Source organism: Mesobacillus sp. S13 (genome assembly GCF_020422885.1).
GTDB classification, from domain to species: domain Bacteria; phylum Bacillota; class Bacilli; order Bacillales; family Cytobacillaceae; genus Mesobacillus; species Mesobacillus selenatarsenatis_A.
Map to the genome: position 1 here is coordinate 4,186,723 of NZ_CP084622.1, position 20,837 is coordinate 4,207,559.

Annotated in this window: 17 protein-coding genes; all 17 read right to left on the reverse strand. The window is 45.4% G+C overall.

The genetic code is table 11. The annotated features are described in order from the left end of the window. Position 1: 1 nt before the first annotated feature. Complete coding sequence (locus LGO15_RS21505) at positions 2-358, reverse strand: phage holin family protein (protein ID WP_226085858.1); 357 nt, start codon at positions 356-358, stop codon at positions 2-4. 3 nt (positions 359-361) lie between these two features. Continuing rightward, on the reverse strand, positions 362-553 hold the full coding sequence (locus LGO15_RS21510; RefSeq protein WP_226085859.1) for a PspC domain-containing protein: 192 nt from the start codon (positions 551-553) through the stop codon (positions 362-364). 28 nt (positions 554-581) lie between these two features. Continuing rightward, complete coding sequence (locus LGO15_RS21515; protein ID WP_318999804.1) at positions 582-1,688, reverse strand: DUF4097 family beta strand repeat-containing protein; 1,107 nt, start codon at positions 1,686-1,688, stop codon at positions 582-584. 11 nt (positions 1,689-1,699) lie between these two features. Further along, a complete protein-coding gene (locus tag LGO15_RS21520) occupies positions 1,700-2,014 on the reverse strand; it encodes a magnetosome magnetite crystal formation protein family (protein WP_167833156.1) in 315 nt (104 codons plus the stop codon). Positions 2,015-2,425: 411 nt separating this feature from the next. Then, positions 2,426-5,305: an excinuclease ABC subunit UvrA gene (gene uvrA / locus LGO15_RS21525; protein WP_226085860.1), complete on the reverse strand. Its 2,880-nt coding sequence runs from the start codon at positions 5,303-5,305 to the stop codon at positions 2,426-2,428. 7 nt (positions 5,306-5,312) lie between these two features. Next, positions 5,313-7,292 (reverse strand): excinuclease ABC subunit UvrB, encoded by a 1,980-nt coding sequence (uvrB, locus tag LGO15_RS21530; protein ID WP_167833158.1) that lies wholly within the window; start codon positions 7,290-7,292, stop codon positions 5,313-5,315. 318 nt (positions 7,293-7,610) lie between these two features. Beyond that, entirely contained in the window at positions 7,611-7,844 is a 234-nt protein-coding gene (locus LGO15_RS21535; protein WP_226085861.1) for a CsbA family protein, read from the reverse strand. A 195-nt stretch (positions 7,845-8,039) separates the two neighbouring features. After that, positions 8,040-9,281, reverse strand: a complete 1,242-nt coding sequence (locus LGO15_RS21540) for an EAL and HDOD domain-containing protein (protein WP_226085862.1) — start codon at positions 9,279-9,281, stop codon at positions 8,040-8,042. A 137-nt stretch (positions 9,282-9,418) separates the two neighbouring features. Then, positions 9,419-9,973: a helix-turn-helix domain-containing protein gene (locus LGO15_RS21545; protein WP_226085863.1), complete on the reverse strand. Its 555-nt coding sequence runs from the start codon at positions 9,971-9,973 to the stop codon at positions 9,419-9,421. 360 nt (positions 9,974-10,333) lie between these two features. After that, entirely contained in the window at positions 10,334-10,741 is a 408-nt protein-coding gene (locus LGO15_RS21550) for a GNAT family N-acetyltransferase (protein ID WP_226085864.1), read from the reverse strand. Continuing rightward, positions 10,734-11,414 (reverse strand): HAD family hydrolase, encoded by a 681-nt coding sequence (locus tag LGO15_RS21555; RefSeq protein ID WP_226085865.1) that lies wholly within the window; start codon positions 11,412-11,414, stop codon positions 10,734-10,736. The genes LGO15_RS21550 and LGO15_RS21555 overlap by 8 nt, the downstream gene beginning before the upstream one ends. 57 nt (positions 11,415-11,471) lie before the next feature. Beyond that, positions 11,472-13,928, reverse strand: coding sequence for a S8 family serine peptidase (locus tag LGO15_RS21560; RefSeq protein ID WP_226085866.1), 2,457 nt, complete (start codon positions 13,926-13,928; stop codon positions 11,472-11,474). Between the two features lie 505 nt (positions 13,929-14,433). Beyond that, a complete protein-coding gene (locus LGO15_RS21565; protein WP_226085867.1) occupies positions 14,434-15,861 on the reverse strand; it encodes a S8 family serine peptidase in 1,428 nt (475 codons plus the stop codon). Between the two features lie 490 nt (positions 15,862-16,351). Beyond that, positions 16,352-17,008, reverse strand: coding sequence for a response regulator (locus tag LGO15_RS21570; protein ID WP_226085868.1), 657 nt, complete (start codon positions 17,006-17,008; stop codon positions 16,352-16,354). Continuing rightward, positions 16,983-18,836: a GAF domain-containing sensor histidine kinase gene (locus LGO15_RS21575; RefSeq protein WP_226087956.1), complete on the reverse strand. Its 1,854-nt coding sequence runs from the start codon at positions 18,834-18,836 to the stop codon at positions 16,983-16,985. The genes LGO15_RS21570 and LGO15_RS21575 overlap by 26 nt, the downstream gene beginning before the upstream one ends. A 219-nt stretch (positions 18,837-19,055) precedes the next feature. Further along, a complete protein-coding gene (locus LGO15_RS21580) occupies positions 19,056-19,985 on the reverse strand; it encodes a peptide ABC transporter permease (protein ID WP_226085869.1) in 930 nt (309 codons plus the stop codon). Next, positions 19,982-20,830, reverse strand: coding sequence for an ABC transporter permease subunit (locus LGO15_RS21585; protein WP_226085870.1), 849 nt, complete (start codon positions 20,828-20,830; stop codon positions 19,982-19,984). The genes LGO15_RS21580 and LGO15_RS21585 overlap by 4 nt, the downstream gene beginning before the upstream one ends. Positions 20,831-20,837 lie beyond the last annotated feature (7 nt).

Genomic DNA, 20,837 nt, shown 5'->3' on the forward strand with positions numbered 1-20,837 from the left:
TCTACTCTTTTGATTTACTTAAGAACGTATTCTGGATAATCAGGTTTGCAATCGACATAATTATGGCCGTGAGCAGCGCCATGCCAAAGCTGGAAATTTCGAAGGAGCTTCCCATCAAACTATCCGTCAGCATCAGCGTGATGGCATTGATGACAAACAAGAAAAGCCCTAGGCTGAGCACTGTCACAGGGAGCGTCAGCAGAATCAAGATTGGCTTAACAAGTACATTCAGGATCGATAGAATGAAGCTTGCTCCCAAAGCGGCACCAAATCCTGAAAGATAAATGGCATCCTCGAAGTAGCCAGCAAGAGCCATAAAGAGAACAGCGTTAATGACAATTCCTAACAGCCATCTCATCTTTTAATAACCTTCCTTGTTTGGCAATACGAACACTAGCACAAGATAGATCATAGCCATTGGAAAAAACGCAGTACTGAATGTCAAGATTACAAATAATATCCGTATGAGTGCCGCACTCATCCCAAAGGACTCAGCCATGCCTCCGAGCACCCCTGCCAGCATTCGATTTTTCCGTGAGCGGGTTAATTTCATTTCGTTCACCCTTCCTGTTCACAAAAAACTATTGAATTAATTTCTTCACTGCGATGGAGCCGGTTTTTGTATCCGCATAGAGCCTGACAGCTTTCTGTCCACTGTCGGCAGGCTTGAAACGCAGGTTCTTCTGGACCATATCGCTTTTCTCCTCAACGACTTGAATGCCGTCGAGTTCAATTGTAAAACCGCCAAGATTTGATTTCAACTCCCCGCTGGCTGGCGTTTTCTCTGGCAAGAATACATCGATGCTTCCGGTAGTCGCCTTCACTTCCACGCTTTCGCAATCCTGGTTTTTCACCGTACATGTGACATTGCCATTGAAAGATTGAAGATCAACTTGGTCAAAAAAGCCATCTGCCTTGATCGCGCCATTGATCGTTTCAGCTTCAAGCTCTTTAATTGCGCTTCTGGATACGTTGATTTGTCCATTTGCTGTCTCTGTCTCGAGCTTGCCGCACTCAAGATTGCCAAGCAAAACTTTTCCGTTCGCAGTTTTTGCGCGAAAATCCTTTATTGCTAAGTTTTCACCTTCGATGGATCCATTAAACAAACGAATTCGAACAGTTTCATACTCTTCTTTTGGGATATGGACGACTGCATCAACCTTCATCCACTTCTGCTGGACCGAGAAACGGAGCTTCTGGTTTTCAATCGTGAAAATCGCGTCCTCTAAAAACTTCCTGCGCGCCTCATCCTGGTTTTCCACTCGGTACACTTTTGCGCTGCACTCGATGCGCACATCTTTTTGCTCCCATGGCACAACCTTTACAGATCCATTTGCCATATCAATATCCACCTGATTCAGATAGGCATCGCCCTGCTGAAAAATATGCGTGATATCGATAGACTGGCCGAAATTAAGATCCAAATCGAAGTCTTTTATTTTTTTGAATGCTGAATCGACAAAGTCGAGCACTTTGTCTTTCACCGTATTGAATTTATAAGTAGTGTAGTCTTCCTTCTTGAACTCATCCTTCTTGCTTTCATCAACCTTTACATTGGTAGATAGTGCCGTTGATTGGCTTTGTGCGTTCCCCTGTTCCATTTGCTCAATCAGGAATAAAGCTTCCTCAACTGTCATTTTCCCTTCCTCAACTAACTTGAGAATCCGTTTACGTTCTTCCTTCATCATTTCCATCCTCCTCAATTTATATTAAGCACTTTTATCCCTTTGACCAGATTCCAGATCAACACGATCAGACCCAGTATGACCATTAAAATAGCGCTGCTGAACATGAACACAGGGAATTCCCCTGTCCCTCCTGTAAAATCGATTAAGGCTGCTACCACAATAAGCGGCAGCGGGATCAATGGAATGAGATGCGATAGCAATGCCTTCTTCGCATGAAACTTTACATCCTCATCCTCGGATGCCAAATAAGCAACGAGCGGAAACAATATCCCGGCAAACATAACACTGAAATAGCACAAAGCAGACAGAATCCTTTTCGTATCCATCCTCTTCATCTCCTTAGAAATTAATACGCTCTGGAATCCTGGAAGTTTCATATCTTTATGAAAATAGTTCGACAAATTGTGATTTATCCCTTGTTTTAGATGCATATCGACTCGTGAAAGTTGTGTGAATGCCTTTTATAGGGGATTTCCTTGTAGATTTCGTGCTACTTGAGTAGTTTTTTACAGGATATTTCGCTGATTTCTTTAACTGGAAAAATTATTCTCTTACTCGACATGCTTAATTGCGCGGATACTCATCGTAATTGCACGGTGATCGGTGATAATTGCGCGCTTACAGGCCATAATTGCACGGAAATCATGCATAATTGCACCATCATCCTAATTTTGGAAAATTTAAGTCTTTTTATAAAAGAAAAAACCCTTCCTCTAAGAGAAGGGCGAAAAATTCTATTATGCATTGCTTGTGCTTTTTTCTTTTTCCTCAATTTGCTCTTTCATCCTCAGCCTGTCGCGTTCCAGAATAGGTTTGAGGTATCTGCCGGTATAGGATTCTTCCACTTCGGCAATCTTTTCTGGTGTTCCGGTGGCAAGGATTGTACCGCCGCGGTCTCCTCCTTCAGGTCCGAGGTCGACAATATAGTCCGCAGCTTTAATGACATCGAGGTTGTGCTCGATCACAAGCACCGTGTCGCCATTTTCGACAAGACGCTGGAGGACAACAAGCAGGCGGGAAATGTCATCGACATGCAAGCCTGTTGTTGGCTCATCCAGGATATACAGCGAACGGCCGGTGGAACGGCGATGAAGCTCAGAAGCCAACTTGACGCGCTGCGCTTCCCCTCCGGAAAGAGTCGTCGCCGGCTGGCCGAGAGTGATATAGCCTAGTCCGACATCATATATCGTCTGCAGTTTGCGGGCGATCTTCGGAATGTTCGCGAAGAATTCAACCGCTGCTTCAACGGTCATATCAAGGATATCGGAAATATTCTTCCCTTTATACTTCACTTCCAATGTCTCGCGGTTGTATCGTTTGCCGTGGCAGACTTCACATGGCACGTAAACGTCTGGAAGGAAGTGCATTTCGATCTTGATGATGCCATCGCCTCGGCAGGCTTCACAGCGTCCGCCTTTTACATTGAAGCTGAAACGGCCTTTTTTATAGCCGCGGACCTTCGCTTCATTCGTTGTTGCAAACACATCACGGATATCATCGAACACGCCGGTGTAGGTAGCCGGGTTCGACCTTGGTGTCCGGCCGATTGGCGATTGGTCAATATCGATGACCTTATCGAGATGCTCAACACCTTTGATTTCCCTGAATTCGCCTGGTTTGCTTTTTGCTCGGTGCAGCTGCATTGCCAGCGATTTGTGCAGGATTTCATTGATTAGCGTACTTTTACCGGAACCGGAAACGCCTGTCACGGCCATGAAGGTTCCAAGCGGGAACTTCACGCTGACGTTTTTCAGGTTGTTTTCCTTTGCACCCTTGATTTCGATATAGCGGCCATCTGGTTTACGGCGCTCAATCGGCAGCGGGATGAACTTTTTACCAGAAAGGTACTTCCCTGTCAGTGAACTTGGATCATCCATGACTTCTGCAGGCGTTCCCTGCGAAATGATTTCACCGCCATGGACACCCGCTCCAGGACCGATATCGATCAGATGGTCCGCTGCGAGCATCGTGTCTTCATCGTGCTCGACGACAATCAGCGTATTGCCGATATCGCGCATGTTTTTCAGCGTATCGATCAGTCTGTCATTGTCGCGCTGATGCAAACCGATGGAAGGCTCATCAAGAATATACAGGACACCTGTGAGACGAGAGCCAATCTGGGTTGCAAGTCTGATACGCTGGGCTTCCCCTCCTGAAAGAGTCCCAGCAGAACGGCTCATTGTGAGGTAATCCAATCCGACATTGATCAGGAAGCCAAGACGTTCCGTAATCTCGCGAAAAATCATATTAGCAATCTTCATTTCTTTTTCTGAAAGCTCAAGGTTCTGGAAAAATTGATGGGCATCTTCAACCGATAACGCGGTTACTTCACCGATATGGCGGCCGTCCACAAGAACAGCCAGCGTTTCACGCTTCAGCCTGTACCCTTTACAAGTCGGGCAGGCATGCTCGCCCATATACTTTTCCATCTGTTCACGGATATAATCAGAGCCTGTTTCCTTATAGCGGCGCTCGATATTTTTCAACACGCCTTCAAAAACAATATAGTTCTCACGGACCTGGCCCCAGTCATTTTCATAGCGGAAATAGATACGATCCTTATCTGAGCCATAAAGAATCTTGTCCATCTCATGGTCAGGCAGGTCTTTCACTGGTACATCCATATCAATGCCATAATGATTGCAGACTGCTTCAAGCAGCTGCGGATAATACTGAGAACTTGTTGGTTCCCACGGAGCGATCGCATGCTGCTTCAATGTTAGCTCCTTGTTTGGGACGACCAAATCAACGTCGACTTCGAGTTTTGCACCAAGACCGTCACATTCAGGACAGGCGCCAAACGGACTGTTGAATGAGAACATGCGTGGCTCCAGCTCGCCGATTGAAAATCCGCAGATCGGACAGGCATGGTTCTCGCTGAACATCAGCTCTTCTTCTCCGATTACGTCGATGAGAACATTTCCTTCGCCTAGCTTAAGCGCAGCTTCCATAGAGTCCGCCAGACGTGCAGCAATGCCTTCCTTGACGACAATCCGGTCGATGACGACTTCAATCGAATGTTTCTTGTTTTTCTCCAGTTCGATTTCATCGCCCAAATCATGCATCTCTCCGTCAATCCTGACACGGACATAGCCTTGTTTTTTCACATCCTCAAGAACTTTGGCGTGTGTGCCCTTCCTCCCGGAAACAAGCGGAGCCAGGATTTGCAGCTTCGTTCTCTCCGGATATTCAAGCACACGGTCGACCATCTGCTCGATAGTTTGGGAAGAGATTTCTATATTATGCACAGGACAGGTTGGTCTTCCCACCCTTGCAAATAACAATCGTAAATAATCATATATCTCTGTGACCGTTCCAACTGTCGAACGCGGATTACGGCTTGTTGTTTTCTGGTCGATGGAAATCGCGGGGGATAATCCTTCGATCGAGTCAACATCCGGCTTGTCCATTTGGCCCAGGAACTGGCGCGCGTAGGCAGACAAAGATTCCACATAGCGGCGCTGTCCTTCAGCATAGATGGTATCGAATGCAAGCGAGGACTTTCCTGAACCGGAAAGTCCTGTCAGTACAACAAGCTTGTCTCTCGGAATGGTGACATCTATATTTTTCAAATTATGGGCCCTGGCGCCTTTGACAATCAGTTTATCCATAGCCATATTATCGTCATCCTTCCGCTTTTAACTCAAGAATGAGGTCACGCAGCTCGGCTGCCCGCTCGAAATTGAGAGCCTTTGCCGCTTCCTTCATTTCTTTTTCCATATTTAAAATCACTTGTTCGCGATCTTTCTTCGTCAATTTCTTCAGGCCTTCTGCCGGGCTGTACTCTTCCTGCTCCTCAGCAGCAATCGTCGCGCGGATCACATCGCGGATAGCCTTTTGGATCGTCTGCGGCGTAATGCCATGCTTTTCATTATATTCTTCCTGGATGGCACGGCGGCGCTTCGTCTCGCTGATCGCCTTTTCCATCGAATCGGTCATTTTGTCTGCATACATGATGACATGACCATTTGAATTCCTCGCCGCACGGCCAATCGTCTGGATCAGCGACCTTTCGGAACGTAGGAACCCTTCCTTATCAGCATCGAGAATGGTAACAAGGGATACCTCCGGAATATCCAGCCCTTCCCTTAAAAGGTTAATCCCGATAAGCACATCATATTTCCCAAGACGGAGCTCACGGATGATCTCGATCCGCTCGAGCGTCTTGACCTCAGAGTGCAGGTACTGGACCTTGATACCGATTTCCTTCAGGTAATCCGTCAGGTCTTCGGACATCTTTTTCGTCAACGTCGTTACGAGGACACGCTCATTCCGTTTCGTCCGCTCCTGGATTTCGCCGATCAGGTCATCTATTTGGCCCTCAATCGGCCTTACATCGATTGTCGGGTCAAGCAATCCTGTCGGGCGGATGATCTGCTGGACCATCTCTGGAGTATGCTCCAGTTCATACGGACCTGGAGTCGCCGATACGAACACGGCCTGTTTGACATGTTTCTCGAATTCTGCAAATGTCAGCGGGCGGTTATCCATCGCTGACGGCAGGCGGAAACCGTGGTCAACCAGCACCTGTTTACGTGCCTGGTCACCATTAAACATTCCCCGTATTTGCGGCAATGTAACATGTGACTCATCAACAACGATCATAAAATCGTCCGGGAAGTAATCTAGTAAAGTATATGGAGTCGCACCGGCCGGTCTCAACGTCAGGTGGCGTGAATAGTTTTCGATGCCGGAGCAGAAGCCCATCTCACGCATCATCTCAAGATCATATCTTGTCCGCTGCTCGAGCCTTTGCGCCTCAAGAAGTTTTTCCTCGGCACGAAGTACCTCCAGGCGTTCTTCCAATTCCTTTTCGATATTCTCAATCGCAACCCGCATTTTTTCTTCACGTGTAACGAAGTGGGACGCCGGGAAAATCGCTACATGATCACGTTCACCAATGATCTCGCCAGTCAGCGCATCGACCTCGCGAATCCGGTCAATCTCATCCCCAAAAAACTCGACCCTCATGCAGTGTTCATCACGGGATGCCGGAAAGATCTCGACAACATCGCCACGGACTCGGAACGTCCCGCGCTTGAAGTCAATGTCATTGCGTTCATACTGGATATCGACCAGCTTGTGGAGCAGCTTGTTCCGCTCAATTTCCATCCCTGTCCGGAGTGACACGACCATGTCACGGTATTCATCTGGATTACCGAGGCCGTATATACAGGATACACTGGCAATGATGATGACATCTTTACGCTCAAATAAAGAAGATGTAGCAGAGTGACGCAGCTTGTCAATCTCATCATTGATGCTCGCATCCTTCTCAATGAATGTATCCGTCTGGGGCACATATGCCTCTGGCTGATAATAATCATAGTAACTGACGAAATACTCAACCGCATTGTTCGGGAAAAATTCCTTGAACTCGCTGTATAGCTGCCCGGCCAATGTCTTGTTGTGGGCAATGACAAGCGTCGGCTTGTTCACTTCCTTGATCACATTGGAAATCGTGAATGTCTTGCCCGTTCCTGTCGCGCCAAGCAACGTCTGGTGCTTCTTGTTATCGCGGATTCCCTGCACCAGTTCTTTAATGGCGGCAGGCTGGTCTCCCTGCGGAGAATACTTCGAGACTAATTCAAATTGGTCCTTCACAGAAAAGCCTCCTGTAATTTGAAATTTCTAGGCTCTTTTCGTAAACAATTCAGATTCATTGAATCAGTAACTATATCGAAAAGAGCTTCATCTATAAAAGCCTTACATAGCTGTCAAAAGTCATATCCTCATTCTACCACAAAGAGGGTAAAACAAACCAACAAAAAGCGAACAAACATTCGAATTTATATCTTTGTTTTTAATATGATTGTAATAGGAAGTCGAATGGTTGCTAATCAAACGTTTGATTGAATCGGGTTCACCCCTAGTAAAACAAGAAAAACCTGCCGAACAGAATTCGACAGGCTTACTTTAAATTTATGACTGCTTTTTGTTGCGCTTCATCATCTGGTTCGCCAGAAAAAAGCCTAACGTCAAAGAAAAAGCATCGACGACAATCAGCAGAAAAGAATCTGTGTACCCTTTATAAACAGAAGCCGCAATCAAAGTGACCGTTAACACAAGCGCAAGGATGTGATTATAGGCAACCCTGGTAAAAAAAACAACCATGAAACCAGGCAGCAACAGTGCGGACAAATATTTCAGCACCAATGGATTAAACACCTCATTCAGAGAAATAACGAAATTTTAAATAACCTATTAAAAATATAACTTGTTTGGCGGCTGGTTACAAGAATCTTCCTCATATAAAGCTTATCGCACTTATATTATATCAGCAGCTGCCCTTCTGTTTTATCCAACCCTTATAGCTCCAAAAAGAAAAAGCATGCGCCGGCATGCTCCATGTTAAGGATTCACTTCACTTAAGACCTTTGTAGCCCAGTCGCTCGCTTCACTATAGAGCCTGAACAGTTCCTCCATTGTCATTTTGGTAGGGTTGAACGTCAGCTCGAGATCTTCATGGAAAGCGAGTTCGATTTCTTTTAAAAATTCTAGCATCATGTATTCGTCGTTCTTTTCACCTGATAAGGCCGCCTTCAGCTCATTGCTTAATGGCAGATCTTCAAGAAGTTCCTCCATCGGATGATGCAATAAGGAATCCATCAAAGAAAACATTCCGAGAAGGAAGTATTTTGAGGCCAGCACTTCTCTGCCGACCTTCCTGCCAATCAATTCGCCCAGCTTCCCGCGCTTAAGTGACAGTTCAATGATTTCCCGTTCCTTAGAACCGCCTGAGCCTTTGTCTGCTCCCCGGATCGCCAGAACATAAATCCATTTTTTGATTTCATTCAAACCTAGCAATATGATGGCTTGCTTGATGGAAGAAACCTCATTCCTTGGCCTGAAAACCGGATTATTGATGAGTCTCAGCAGTTTATAAGATAGGGATATATCCTTTTCGATTACATCCTTAATCTTCTCAAGATCAGGCTCAGGATTCTCGATTTCTTTTAGAATCTGAAAATACGAATGATAATATGATGGAATATCATAACTGTTCAGGATGACAGGTTTACTGAAATAAAATCCCTGGAAGTAGACGAAGCCGTCTTCTTTCGCCTCTATATATTCTTCAATCGTTTCGACTTTTTCGGCCAGGAACTTAATGTCCCTGCCATTGATAAACCGAATCATTTCCTGCCTGTCGACTCGTTTCGTCGAACGGAAATCGATCTTGATGATATCAATATAATCCAATAGCTGGACCGTCAATTCGTTCCACTGCGAAACAAAAAAATCGTCAAGCGCTATGGTATATCCATGTGCCTTCAACTCTTTGCAGATCCCGAGGATATCTTCATTCAGTTCTACTGTCTCGAGAATCTCCACCACGATGGATAATGGATTGAAATAGGATGGAACACCCAGTTTCAATAATTTTTCAGTAAAATTAATAAAACAAGGCTTGCCGTTTGATAAGTCTTTGACACCAATATTCAAGAAACTATTCACAATCACATCTGTTGTGGCCTGATCCCCATCAGTATGCTGATAATTATTGACCGAGCTGTTCCTATATAATAATTCATAAGCAACAGTCTTCTCGTTCATATCGAATATAGGCTGCCTGGCAACATAAATATCCATATACAATCCTCCTGGGGACATAGAACAATCTGTAAATATTAAACAATACTATTGTAGGAAAAATATACTATTATTTTACAAGTATTACAATAGCAAATAGTAATTACCATAAATTGCAGGCTTTTTTACATAGAAGTTTATTCTGTGAGGCGTTTAATTTTCTTGCGGATGGACTCTCGTGTCCGTCCAACCATCTCAGAGATTTCGGAAAGTGTTTTTCCGCAGCAGTACCATTCGAGGACCTGCTTTTCTTCGTGCGTGGTCCATGCTTTATAATTCGTGGTTTGCCGTGCAATGGTGCGTTCTTTTGTAACCCATCCTGGTTCAGGCGGCAGTTCATCAGGCTCGAGCTTGGAAAAGTTGATTTTATGCCTGTTTTTTTCTGCCCATATCCAAAATTCATCTATGTTGATAAACGTAAATCTCTTTTTATTCCGGGTAATTCGCTGATGATAGCCCAATTCATGGTTATGAATCCACTGCATAACGGTGTTTCGGTCAACCTTGAGGGTTTTAGCGAGTTCGCCGGCGGTCAGCATTCCTGTGCAGGATTTCGTGTGGGAAAGCCCCATTCTGGTGATTTTCACTTCAAGGGCCGTAATACTTCGATTCAGCTTTCGGGCAATGGAAGTTAATGATTGGCTGCCAACCTGGTCTTTGATCAGTTGTATATCTTTAGGTGAGTATTTCATCTGGATCTCAACCCTTCAATCTAGAATTGCTTTACATTTTTCTTTAGCTAATTAAAGCATATTTTAGCTCTGATAATAATACCCTGGTGTGTAAATTTGATTTTATTCCAATAAAGTTACAAATAACACATTATTACCCAAACGCTTTTTGCAATAAAAAAGGGGAGCAGAGAATACTGATCTGCTGCTCCCTTTCTCAAATATCATGATAATTTAAATAGGCATTTAGATATAAATATAATGCAATGCATTTTCCTAGGTATAATTTCTTAGGAGTTTCACTTCTTAATATAGAACATACGTCTTCTTGTTCAGGCACTGTAAAAACTCACTTATAAAAAAGCAACCTTAATTGGCTGTTTAATACTTTCGATACATACCATGAGAGTTCGGATAAGTATAGTCAAAACCAAATTGTTCATACAGCTTGTTTGCCGGGGCATCCGCAATCAGGCTGACAAAAGAACCGTCATATGTATGTTTATCAAGGTATTCCATAAGCTCCCCCATCACCAGTTTCCCAAGTCCCTTCCCTTGATAGGAAGGCTTAACGGCGATGTCTACTACTTGAAAAAAGGATCCGCCATCCCCTATGATCCGGCCCATTGCCACGATGGTCGATTCATCATAAACCGTGACAGCAAACAATGAATTCTTCAGTCCGATTCGTGCTGCCTCCTGCGATTTCCCGCTCATACCTGCTTCAAGACGTAGATCGATATATTCTGAAGGTCTTGGGGGATTAAAGGAGATATTAAAATCATTCATGCTCTTCAGCTCCTATTTCAATAATAGCGAACAATTCTTCCAGTTCCTCGATGATAAAATCTGCTGCCGCACTGTGCCAATAGTCATCTCGCTTCCATATCCCAATCATTCCGGCCATTTTGGACGCTGCTACATCATTTTCAGGATGGTCGCCTACAAATATACTGTGAGGAGCTGATACAGCAAGATTCTTCATCCCCATCTGGAAGATGCGGGAATCAGGCTTCCTCAATTCCACTTCCTCCGAGACCAGGATGGTATCAAAGTAATCCTCGATTCCCAAAGCTTTTATATTGTCCATCTGGAAGTGGGTTTTGCCATTCGAAATGATGCCCAGTTTGATATCTGATTGCTTTAGTTTCCCGAGAACTTCATGCAGGTTTTGAAAGCCTGTGCATGAATGCTTGAAATTCGTTATATAGTCTTCTAGCAGCTCTTCCCATGTCAGGGCAGTTATGTTCAACTCTTGTAAAAGCTGGCTGTATACTTTGTCCTTCCATACATAACCACGGGCGTCCAGTTCTATGAATCTATTCATGTAATGACGTTTATCTATCAAGTGTAGTTCGCTTTTAAAACGGTCGTACTGATCATTAATAAAATTTTTGAGAGAGGCATCGCGGTCCAGCAAGGTACCATCAAGGTCGAAAAATATTGCATTTATTTTCCTCATACAAACTCCCCCTTTATGGAAAAAGAACAGGCCAGCTCAGCCTGTTCTCATTTTACCTTATTTTAGAAAAGCGTTATAGTACCGCGTCATGGCAACCGCGAAGTCACCACGTGTATTTTTTACAGATGGGTTGAAGCTCGCTGTTACCTTTGGTTTCAAATCATATGGACCCTGCGTGACAGCGAATTTTGTATTGAGGATATTCAGGTCGAGAGCCACCTGGACATAGCCTTTCAGATGTTCAGGAACTTCTGGTGCATCTGAAATCGCGATTCTTTCGCCATTATACTGGACCGTCAGCTGACCTTCGAATTCCTCTGCCTCTTTTTGCAGACCTAGTGATTGAACCAATGAATAGGCCAATTCTGCGCGGGTCACGCCATCCTTCGGAGAGAATTTACCGTTAGCTCTTGGCAGGATGACACCCTTCTGAATATGCTGTTGGTCGCGGAAGGAAGCTCCTTTTGCAGTTGCTGCCTCAACGAATGGAAGGTCAGAGCTTGAAACATCTGAGAAACTTTGCGATGCAGGCAATGATTGCTTGATTTCAGCGCCCATCACCAGGTATTTTGCTAGCTCTGCTCTTGTTAAAAGTGCATCCGGCTTGAAGGCTCCGTTGGAGAAGCCGTCAAATAATCGTTCACTCACACCCATTTTAATCGCATCTGCTGCCGGGTGGCCGGCAATGTCGTTCAACCCGGAGAAACCACTTACCTTGGTGAAGGCCATTTCCCCTTTTACTGTTTCCGGCAAAGCCACGCCCAGCGGATTGGTATCAGCGCCGCGAAGCCCGCGGATTTCAGCCTTCCATGCTCCCGGTGCCGGAGAGGTCACCGATACGGTGCGATCATAATAAAGCGGGAACAGCAGGCTGACGCCAGAGCTGTACTCTGTGCCATCCGGAGCGATCAGCACAAGGCTTATTGGATTTCCGGTCTGTTCGATTAGCCCCGCGCCGTCCACTTTTGCCACAAGGCTGGACATCCCTTCTTCGACTGTGAATGTGTATTGATTATCAGAAATGAATGTCAGCGGGTTGTAGTCAACCGAAAATTCCTTGCGTTCTGTTGATGATTCAACATTGCTGTAGAATGTCTGGGTCGAATTCAGCGTAGATTCATAAGCCGTGTCATTGAATACTTTATCAATAGCAGCATAGGCATTCACATAGCCAGCGCCCACTTCCCATGTTTCATAGCCTGGCATATTCGTAGCTGTCTGTTCAAGAATCGACTTGATTTCAGCCGGCGACAACAGCGGGTTTGCCTCAAGCATTAACGCTACGATTCCTGCCACATGCGGAGTTGCCATCGATGTACCGCTCATCGTTGTATAGTATGGCAGGTACGCCGTTTCGATTGTTTGCGCATCCTGGTCGGCAGACAGGCTTGATACTGGTGCAAGTACCCGAGTTGAAACGATATCTACACCTGGAGCCGTAACGGTCGGTTCATCCTTCCACGTCCATTCTTTTCCATCCATTGTAAAAGTACCGCCTACACCCTTCGTGCCTCTTGATGAGAAATCTGCCAGCGTTCCATCCTTGACTCCAGCAGCGACTGAAATGACCCATGGAGCTTTTGCGTAAGGGTTATGCGTGTTTTCCCCAGGACCTTCATTCCCTGCTGCAAAAAGAACGGTAATTCCGCGGTCGTGCGCTTTTTTGCTGGCAATATTGATTGGGTCGTTCGGGTCAAAGTCTCCTGAAGAACCCCATGAGTTCGTGATGACGCGGATATTGTACTGTGACTGATGTGTAATCGCATAGTCAAAACCGCCGATGCCATCAAGGACGAACAATGCCGCTCCTGAACCGTAGCCAATCAAATCTGCACCCGGGGCAGCTCCTTCATATTTGCCGCCTGACATTGCGCCAGTCCCGCCGACTGTGCCGGCTACATGCGTGCCATGGCCTGAATTTGTATCTGTGTTCGGTACGTTTTCCTGGTAAGTGATTGGCAGCAAGCCTGGTGCAAGTGCATTCAGGTTGGTGGAACCCATGACATTCTGGACAAGGTTTTTGCCAAGTTCATGGTCCTTATGTGTACCGTCAACGCCACTATCATTGACGACGACACCGACTCCTTTTCCTGAAACAGGCAGGCCGCCGTTCGCTTTACGGAAACTGTCATCTGTCCTTGCTTTATCGACGCCAGTGATGGCGGTGGCATCCGCATTGAAGTAAGTAAGTTTTCTGTTCATGTAGATCGATTGGACTTCCGGATTGGCCGCAAGCTTTTCGATTTGCGCCTTTGTCGCGATCACTCCGGCAATCGGCAATGATTTCATGCTGATCCCTGTTTCGATGCCGAGCGTTTTTAACAGTGATAATTGCGAACTGGTTGGAGCGCTGTTTCCTTTAAACGTAACGATGACTTCCAGCGAACTTGCCGTATCAAGCGCCTTGCTGACAAGCGGGTCGATAACAGCCAGGCTGCTCGCCTTTCCCTGTGGTGCAGCAAATACCGGAAAAATGAGCAATAAAGCAAACAGCAAATACATAAAACGTTTCATGTTATTCTCCTCTCATTCTATAAAAATTTTAAATATTCCTATCTTAATTATCTGGAATTCATCGCTGGAAAACTATTCTTCAAAGGTTATAAAATCGGATTCCGGAATATCTATTCTGGCATCGTACAAAAGTTATAGATGGGTAGTGCTGATGTTTTTTTGGATTTAGAATTTCCGTTTTTTTGATTTGTTTTTCCATAATTTGGATGACGGTGCAATTATCAGGTTTCTTCGTGCAATTAATGACAAAGATGCTGCAATTAGCGTCCTTAATCGCGCGATTCCAATAAAGTTCCGTGCAATTAGCTCCACTGAGCAAGAGAATAAATTTTCCAGTCAGGTAAGGAGCAGTATTCTAGGTCCATTTCTATCTTATACAGAGTCAATTTCCCATAAAAAGACCTGCTTCCCGCTTAATTCGCTCGTTTTTCACTTCAGCATGGCAAAAATCCTGCGCGGCGGAGTAAAAATCTCCCTTGCCGAAGCAAGGGAGATCAACTAATTGTTATTTTTTCTTTTTAAAAGCTGCTTCTACGGCATGATATGCATTCACATAGCCAGCGCCGACTTCCCATTCCGTGTAATCCTGCATGGAAGTCGCGGTGTTTTCAAGGATTGATTTTACCTCTGCAGGAGAAAGCAATGGATTCGCTTCAAGCATCAGGGCGATGATGCCGGCGACATGCGGCGCGGCCATGGATGTTCCGCTCATTGTCGTGTAGTAAGGCAAATATGCCGGCTCAATATATTCAGCATCAGCCGTTGCACCAAGCGCCACGAGCGGGCTGATGACTCTTGTTGAAATGATGTCGACACCAGGTGATGTCACTGTTGGCTGGTCAGTCCATTTCCATGTTTGCCCATCGACTGTTACCGTTCCGCCACGTCCCTCTTCGCCGCGTGATGAAAAGTCGGCGAGCTTTCCAGTTTTATCCCCAGCAGCAACGGTTACTACCCACGGAGCTTTTTTATAATTACCAGAGATCGTTTTTGCATCAGGACCTGAATTCCCTGCCGAGAAAACCGTCACGATTCCGCGGTCATAGAGTTTCTTAGTTGCGATATTAATAGGGTTGTATGGATCGAAGTCTGTACCTGCATCACCTGTATCTCCCCATGAATTCGTAATTACGCGAATGTTGTATTCCTGCTGATGGGTCAGCGCATAATCAAAACCGCCAATAGTATCAAGCATGGCGACCGCCGCACCCGATCCATAGCCAATCAGGTTTGCGCCAGGGGCCACTCCCTCATACTTTCCGCCTGACATTTCGCCAGTTGCACCAACAATACCTGCTACGTGCGTGCCATGCCCTGAGCTGGAATCGGTGTTCGGGACATTTTCAACATAAGACACAGGTAATAGGGTGCTGAGTGCATTAAGGTTTGTCGAACCCAACACATTTTGGACAAGATGGCTGCCAAAATCAAGGTCGCGGTGCGTACCGTCAACCCCGCTGTCATTGATGACGACGCCAATTCCCTTTCCGCTCACTGGCAAGCCGCCATTCAATTTTCTCATTGTGTCATCCGTCCGGACCTGATCCACTCCGGTGATGTCCGTTGCTTCCGCATTCTCATATTCCAGCTTCTTGTTCAAATAGATGGAAACGACCTGATCACTTTGTGCAAGCTGATCAATCTGTGATTTTGTCGCCAATACCCCTGCGATCGGCAGTTCATTCAGCGTCAGCCCTTTCGAGATGCCAAGTGTCTTTAGAAGGTTTACATGCTCCGGCAAGACTCCCTCGTCACTTTTAAAAGTAACGATTGCTTCGACCGGGGCGATGGCTGTTAAAAGCTTTTTCGTCAACTCGGCGTCAACCACCGCTTTGACAGGCTCCACTGCCTTTGTCATCGTCCCGGGAACGAGCGAGGCAAAGACCGTTGCGGCCATCAGGATAAAAGATAAAAATGCAGCTTTAAACTTCATTCAATTTTTCAGCTCCTTCATTATTTTTCTTAATATTCCCACAGTTTTTACATTGAAACTATTCTGCATTGGAATTAAAAAATAATAACCTCTGTACTAAACTTGGTTACTACTAAAGTAGTATTCTTTATGAATCCGTAACTTTTTCCGGTTTGCGCGGATGCTCCATTCTTTTTAAAAATTGACTCTGTTTTCATTCATAGTTGATGTAGGTATGAGAATTCATAAGCGGAAATTTTCCGGCTATTGTCTCTATAGGACACCTATGAAGCAAAATTAAGCGGAGGTTTTCCGGTTAAGTGCCCTAACCAAGAGAAAATCCACCGATTTGTATTAAATAAACGGAAAAACCACCCCTATTTTTAAGGAAATAAGGGTAGTTTCCAATATAAGCGGAATTCTTCCGTTTATTTTTCGAACTATGTTCAGTTTTAGCAGAAACCAGAAAACAAAAAGAGTCCCCTACACCCAGGGACTCTCAACTATAAATCTATACCCCGCTCGATGTCGGCGGAATTGGTACTAGCTGGTGCTGGACGGCATGGATGACGACCTGCGAGCGGCTTTTGACGTTCAGCTTTTTGAAAATCTTGCTGACGTGGATTTTGACGGTTTTGTCGCTGATGAACAGGCGGTCGGCAATTTCCTTGTTGCTTAGCCCTTCGACCAGGCAAAGCAGCACCTCTTTTTCCCGCTCGGTCAGTGTTGTGTCCTCCTGCTGTGTTTGTTTTTGCTGGTGGAAGGCGAGCAGCTTTCTCGTCATCGATGGATGGATGACCGATTCTCCGCGTGCGACGGTACGGATGGCCTCGACGACCTGGTCGGATGGTGCGTCCTTCAATAAATAGCCGTCCGCTCCTTCGCGGATCGCCGACATGAAATACTCCTCATGGCTGTGCATCGTCAGCACAAGGACTTTGATATGCGGGTATTTCTTTTTTAGAATGCCTGTGACTTCGACGCCATTTTTCATCGGCATATTGATATCCATCAGAATCATATCCGGCTTGCATTTTTCCACTTGCAGCAGGGCATCGTCGCCAGAAACGGCTTCACCGACGACTTCGATATCTTCTTCAACAGATATGATATTCCGCAGCCCGTCGCGGAGCACGGCATGGTCATCCACTAGCATGAGCCTGATCATTCGTGGTTTCCCCCTCGATTCCCATTCTAGGAACGGTGATGCTGACTTCCGTTCCTGAACCCTCCTTGCTGTCAATCTGCAGGGAGGCGTTGATTTTTTCGGCTGCATCATTCATTTGCAAAATGCCGAAATGCGGCTGGTTTCTCGCCTTGAGCATCGCCTGGAACAGCGAGAATCCTTTCCCTTCATCCTTGACCTTTAAAAGAATATGCTCAGTTTGGTAGCTTAAAAGAACTTCTATCTTCATAGCCTGCGAATGCTTGATGGCATTGTGCAGACTTTCCTGGAAAGTGTCAAAAAGAACCTTTTCGACCATCGGGCTAAGCTCCTGCTCCTGCCCCCGGATTTCGAATTCGATATCCTGCTGGTATTCCTTCTGGACAGCTTCAATTTTTCTAAGAATCGCTTCCGCGAGTGTTGCTTTTTGAGTTGGGTATGGACGCAGCGCATAGATCGACTCGCGCACTTCCTTCAGGCTTTCCCTGAGGCCACTGACGCTTTCATCCAGAAGCTTCCGTGTTTCTTCAGGATTTTTATTGAACTTCTTTCCTGCCGTATCCAGCTTCATGACAGCCCCTGCAAGTGTTTGGGCGACACCATCATGAATATCGCGGGCAATCCGGTTTCTTTCCTCAAGGACAATTACCTTTTCTTTCTCAGTAAAAAGCATCCTTGTCTTGATGATGACCGCGAGCTGGTTGGCAAGCGTCGCAATGGATTGGACATCGTGGTCCTCGAAGCTTTTCGTCCGGCTCCTGGCAATGATGAACATCCCGATGGTTTCGTTCTCGATGACAAGCGGCGAGTAGACGAATGCCTTTACGTCTTCTTCAAAGCATGCAGTTGCGACACCGCCATCCTTTTTGCGGTCATTAAAGACCACAGGACTGCGCATGCCATCAAATTCAGCAAATGCCTCGTCTGGCAGCTTAAAGTCCGATTTTGTACTGCCATCCTTGAAGCTAAGCTCCCACTCGCCATCTCTTTTGATCCATAATAAACTTGCCTCTGCACCGATCAATTCATTGAAGCTTCCTCTTAAAGCTGAAAGCCAGTCCTGTGAAGGAAGCATCTGGTTCAATTCTGTAGTGATCGAGAAAAGCAGCTTCAGACGATTCTTCTCTCTTTTCAACCTGGCAATCGTCGCACTCAGCAGGGATATCCCGACAAGCGGCGAGAAAAAGAAGAAGTAAGCAAATACGTCGATTTCACCGCGATTTTGGCTGCCAACGACATACAGGGTAATTCCATAAATCAAGGAAATTGCCGCACTGTTCAATTCTGTAAGCGTCTTTTGCTTCCACATTTTAAAAGAATAGTGTTGTGGCCTGATATAAAGTACGAGGTCGACAATCAAGTTATTGACCAGAACATAGACAGCCAGCAGGAAAAGATAACCTAATATGCCCTGAATCATCGGTGTGAGTGCAAGCTTCTCCAGAAGAGGTTCCATTAAAGGGAGCAGCATGGCGGCAGCGTAAAAGCTAAGCACCAGCTGAGCAGGGTTGAACAATACCGTCCGCAGCGGCCTTCTATGGATGAGGTTAACAATCAGGACGGCGCCTGCATAGGCAATCGCAGTGTACGAAAATCCATAGAGTAAAAATAACACGTAGACTACCGGGAATGTGATGGCCGTCTGACCTCTCCAAACCGGCATGGGATAGTACTCGCTTATAAGCAGGAATAAGAATAATAGCGCCAAAACAACCGGTTCAGCAGGCGCTTCTATTTTTACAAAGGAAAAAAGGATGAGCATCCATCCAGTTAGGGAAACTGAGTTCATTAAAAGCTTTGCGTATCTTTCCCTTCTTTGTGAAAGCTTCATGTCCAAGCACAGCACCTCCCTTGAGTTTAGAATTTTCAGTTAATTAATTTTATCGCTCATGCCCATAAAAGACAAATAAAACCCACTCACTGGCCAAATGGGGATACCACTAGCCAATGAATGGGCCAAACTCATAAAGAGTTTTGTTGAAAACTATTATGGCAAAATTTTTGCGCTCAGACTATTCATCAAACGGGGTATTTTTATAGTACGAAAGTGTTATACCTCCCGATTCTTCCTCACCATGTCCTTATGCTTGAAAAAGTCGCTCAAAGCTTTGTTGATCATCGCCACGCTCAGGGCAGTCATGGCGAAAAACAGGATCGGCACATAGACAATCCATTCATAAGCAAGCATAAAACGTTTGTTGAGGCCAATCAGTCCTGACCATTCATGTGTTACCGATGAAGGTGGACCCTCCCCGGTAATCGTCCCTCCAAACAGGATGAGCATGACGCCAAGATGCACTAGCAGCGTCAGGACCTGCAAAAACTGCTGGCCGAACATCAACACCCATTCTTCGTACAGCTGCGGCAGGACATGCTTAAAGTAGATATGGCGCTTGCTTCCGCCGAGCGTAACCGCCGATTCAATGAATTCTTCCTTCCAAACACGGCGCTTCTGCTCAATCAGCTGGACCGTTAGAGACGGAAGTGCGATTACTACCAAAATGATGAATTCATACAAAGCTCTTACCCATAGCGAGTGATGGAAGCCGTGGATCGTATACATGACGACTGTGACCAGCAGGAAGTAGGCAATCAGCGTCTGTGGAAAAAAGGATAACGGTTCAGAGATCGCTTTTATCCCTTTGAAGATGCGATCATGGACCCGGAATAGAAAATAACTGAATACAATCGATAAGAGCATCCTTAGCAAGGCGACAATCAGCACGATGCCAATGGAGTATTTCGCCCCCTCGATTATGGTATGGAGCATATCATACCCGTACATATCGGAGCCAAACAGAAAAACATCAAAAGGCGGATATGGCGGCGCTTTTTCCAAAGTCCCATCTTCATTGTAGATGAATGGAACCTGCCTGATTTTCCCATCGTTCACCACGGTGTTCAAAATGCTCAGTGTCAGCAGGATGATCAGGAATCCCATCCCAAATAGGAATTTTTTTGTTTTCAGCAATCTAATCATAGCGATAACCTTCTAAAATCTAGTAGTCTGTAAATCAGGAAAAATGGCGTAAAGAACAGGATGCAGCTGAACACGAACAGTTCGACTGAAACATATCTGATATTGAACAGCATCAACCCATTCAAGTTAAAGATGTATTCCACCATGACCAGCGTCGAAAGCATCATCCAGACAATCGTCTTGAAGTGTTCCTTTAAATCCTGGCTGATATTGCGGACCACGTGGATATTCAGCATGTAAAAATAGGAAAGTCCTTTAGCTTTCGCCAATAAAATATATGGCTTATCCAGCTCTTCAAAGATTTTAAGGACGATAATCTGCGTCAAAAACAGAAAAATCGGCAGGCTCAGGCTGATGAGCGGCAGCAGAACGGCCTGGTGATCACTGCCGAGCGAGGTCGTCTGGATAAATTTCACTCCAAAGGTCTTAAAAATCCAAACCACCCCGGCCTGCAGCAGGAACATCCACAGTACATCTGGAATGGATCGGATGATTTCTATGAAGCTTAGAATATAGTCTTTCTTCTTTTCAAAAAAGAGGACAATTACATAGGATAGCAGGAATGCCATCACTGTCGCTGCAAACAGACCCATGCCCAATGTCTTCATCGAATAGAAAAAACGGCCCAGCACCGCCGGCAGCATTTCGTGTTGTCCATCGTATGTCAAATTGCTTAATGTGAAAACTTTAACGGTCAAATCTTTCACACTGTTAAAATAGCCCTCCATATCAAATGTCAAATTCCGTAAGAGGACGGGCAGGCTTCCAATGACAATAAACAAAAATACCCCTGCTATGTATTGCAAAACAAGTCTTATGAAACGCATCGTACTGCTTTTAACCATGAAAAAT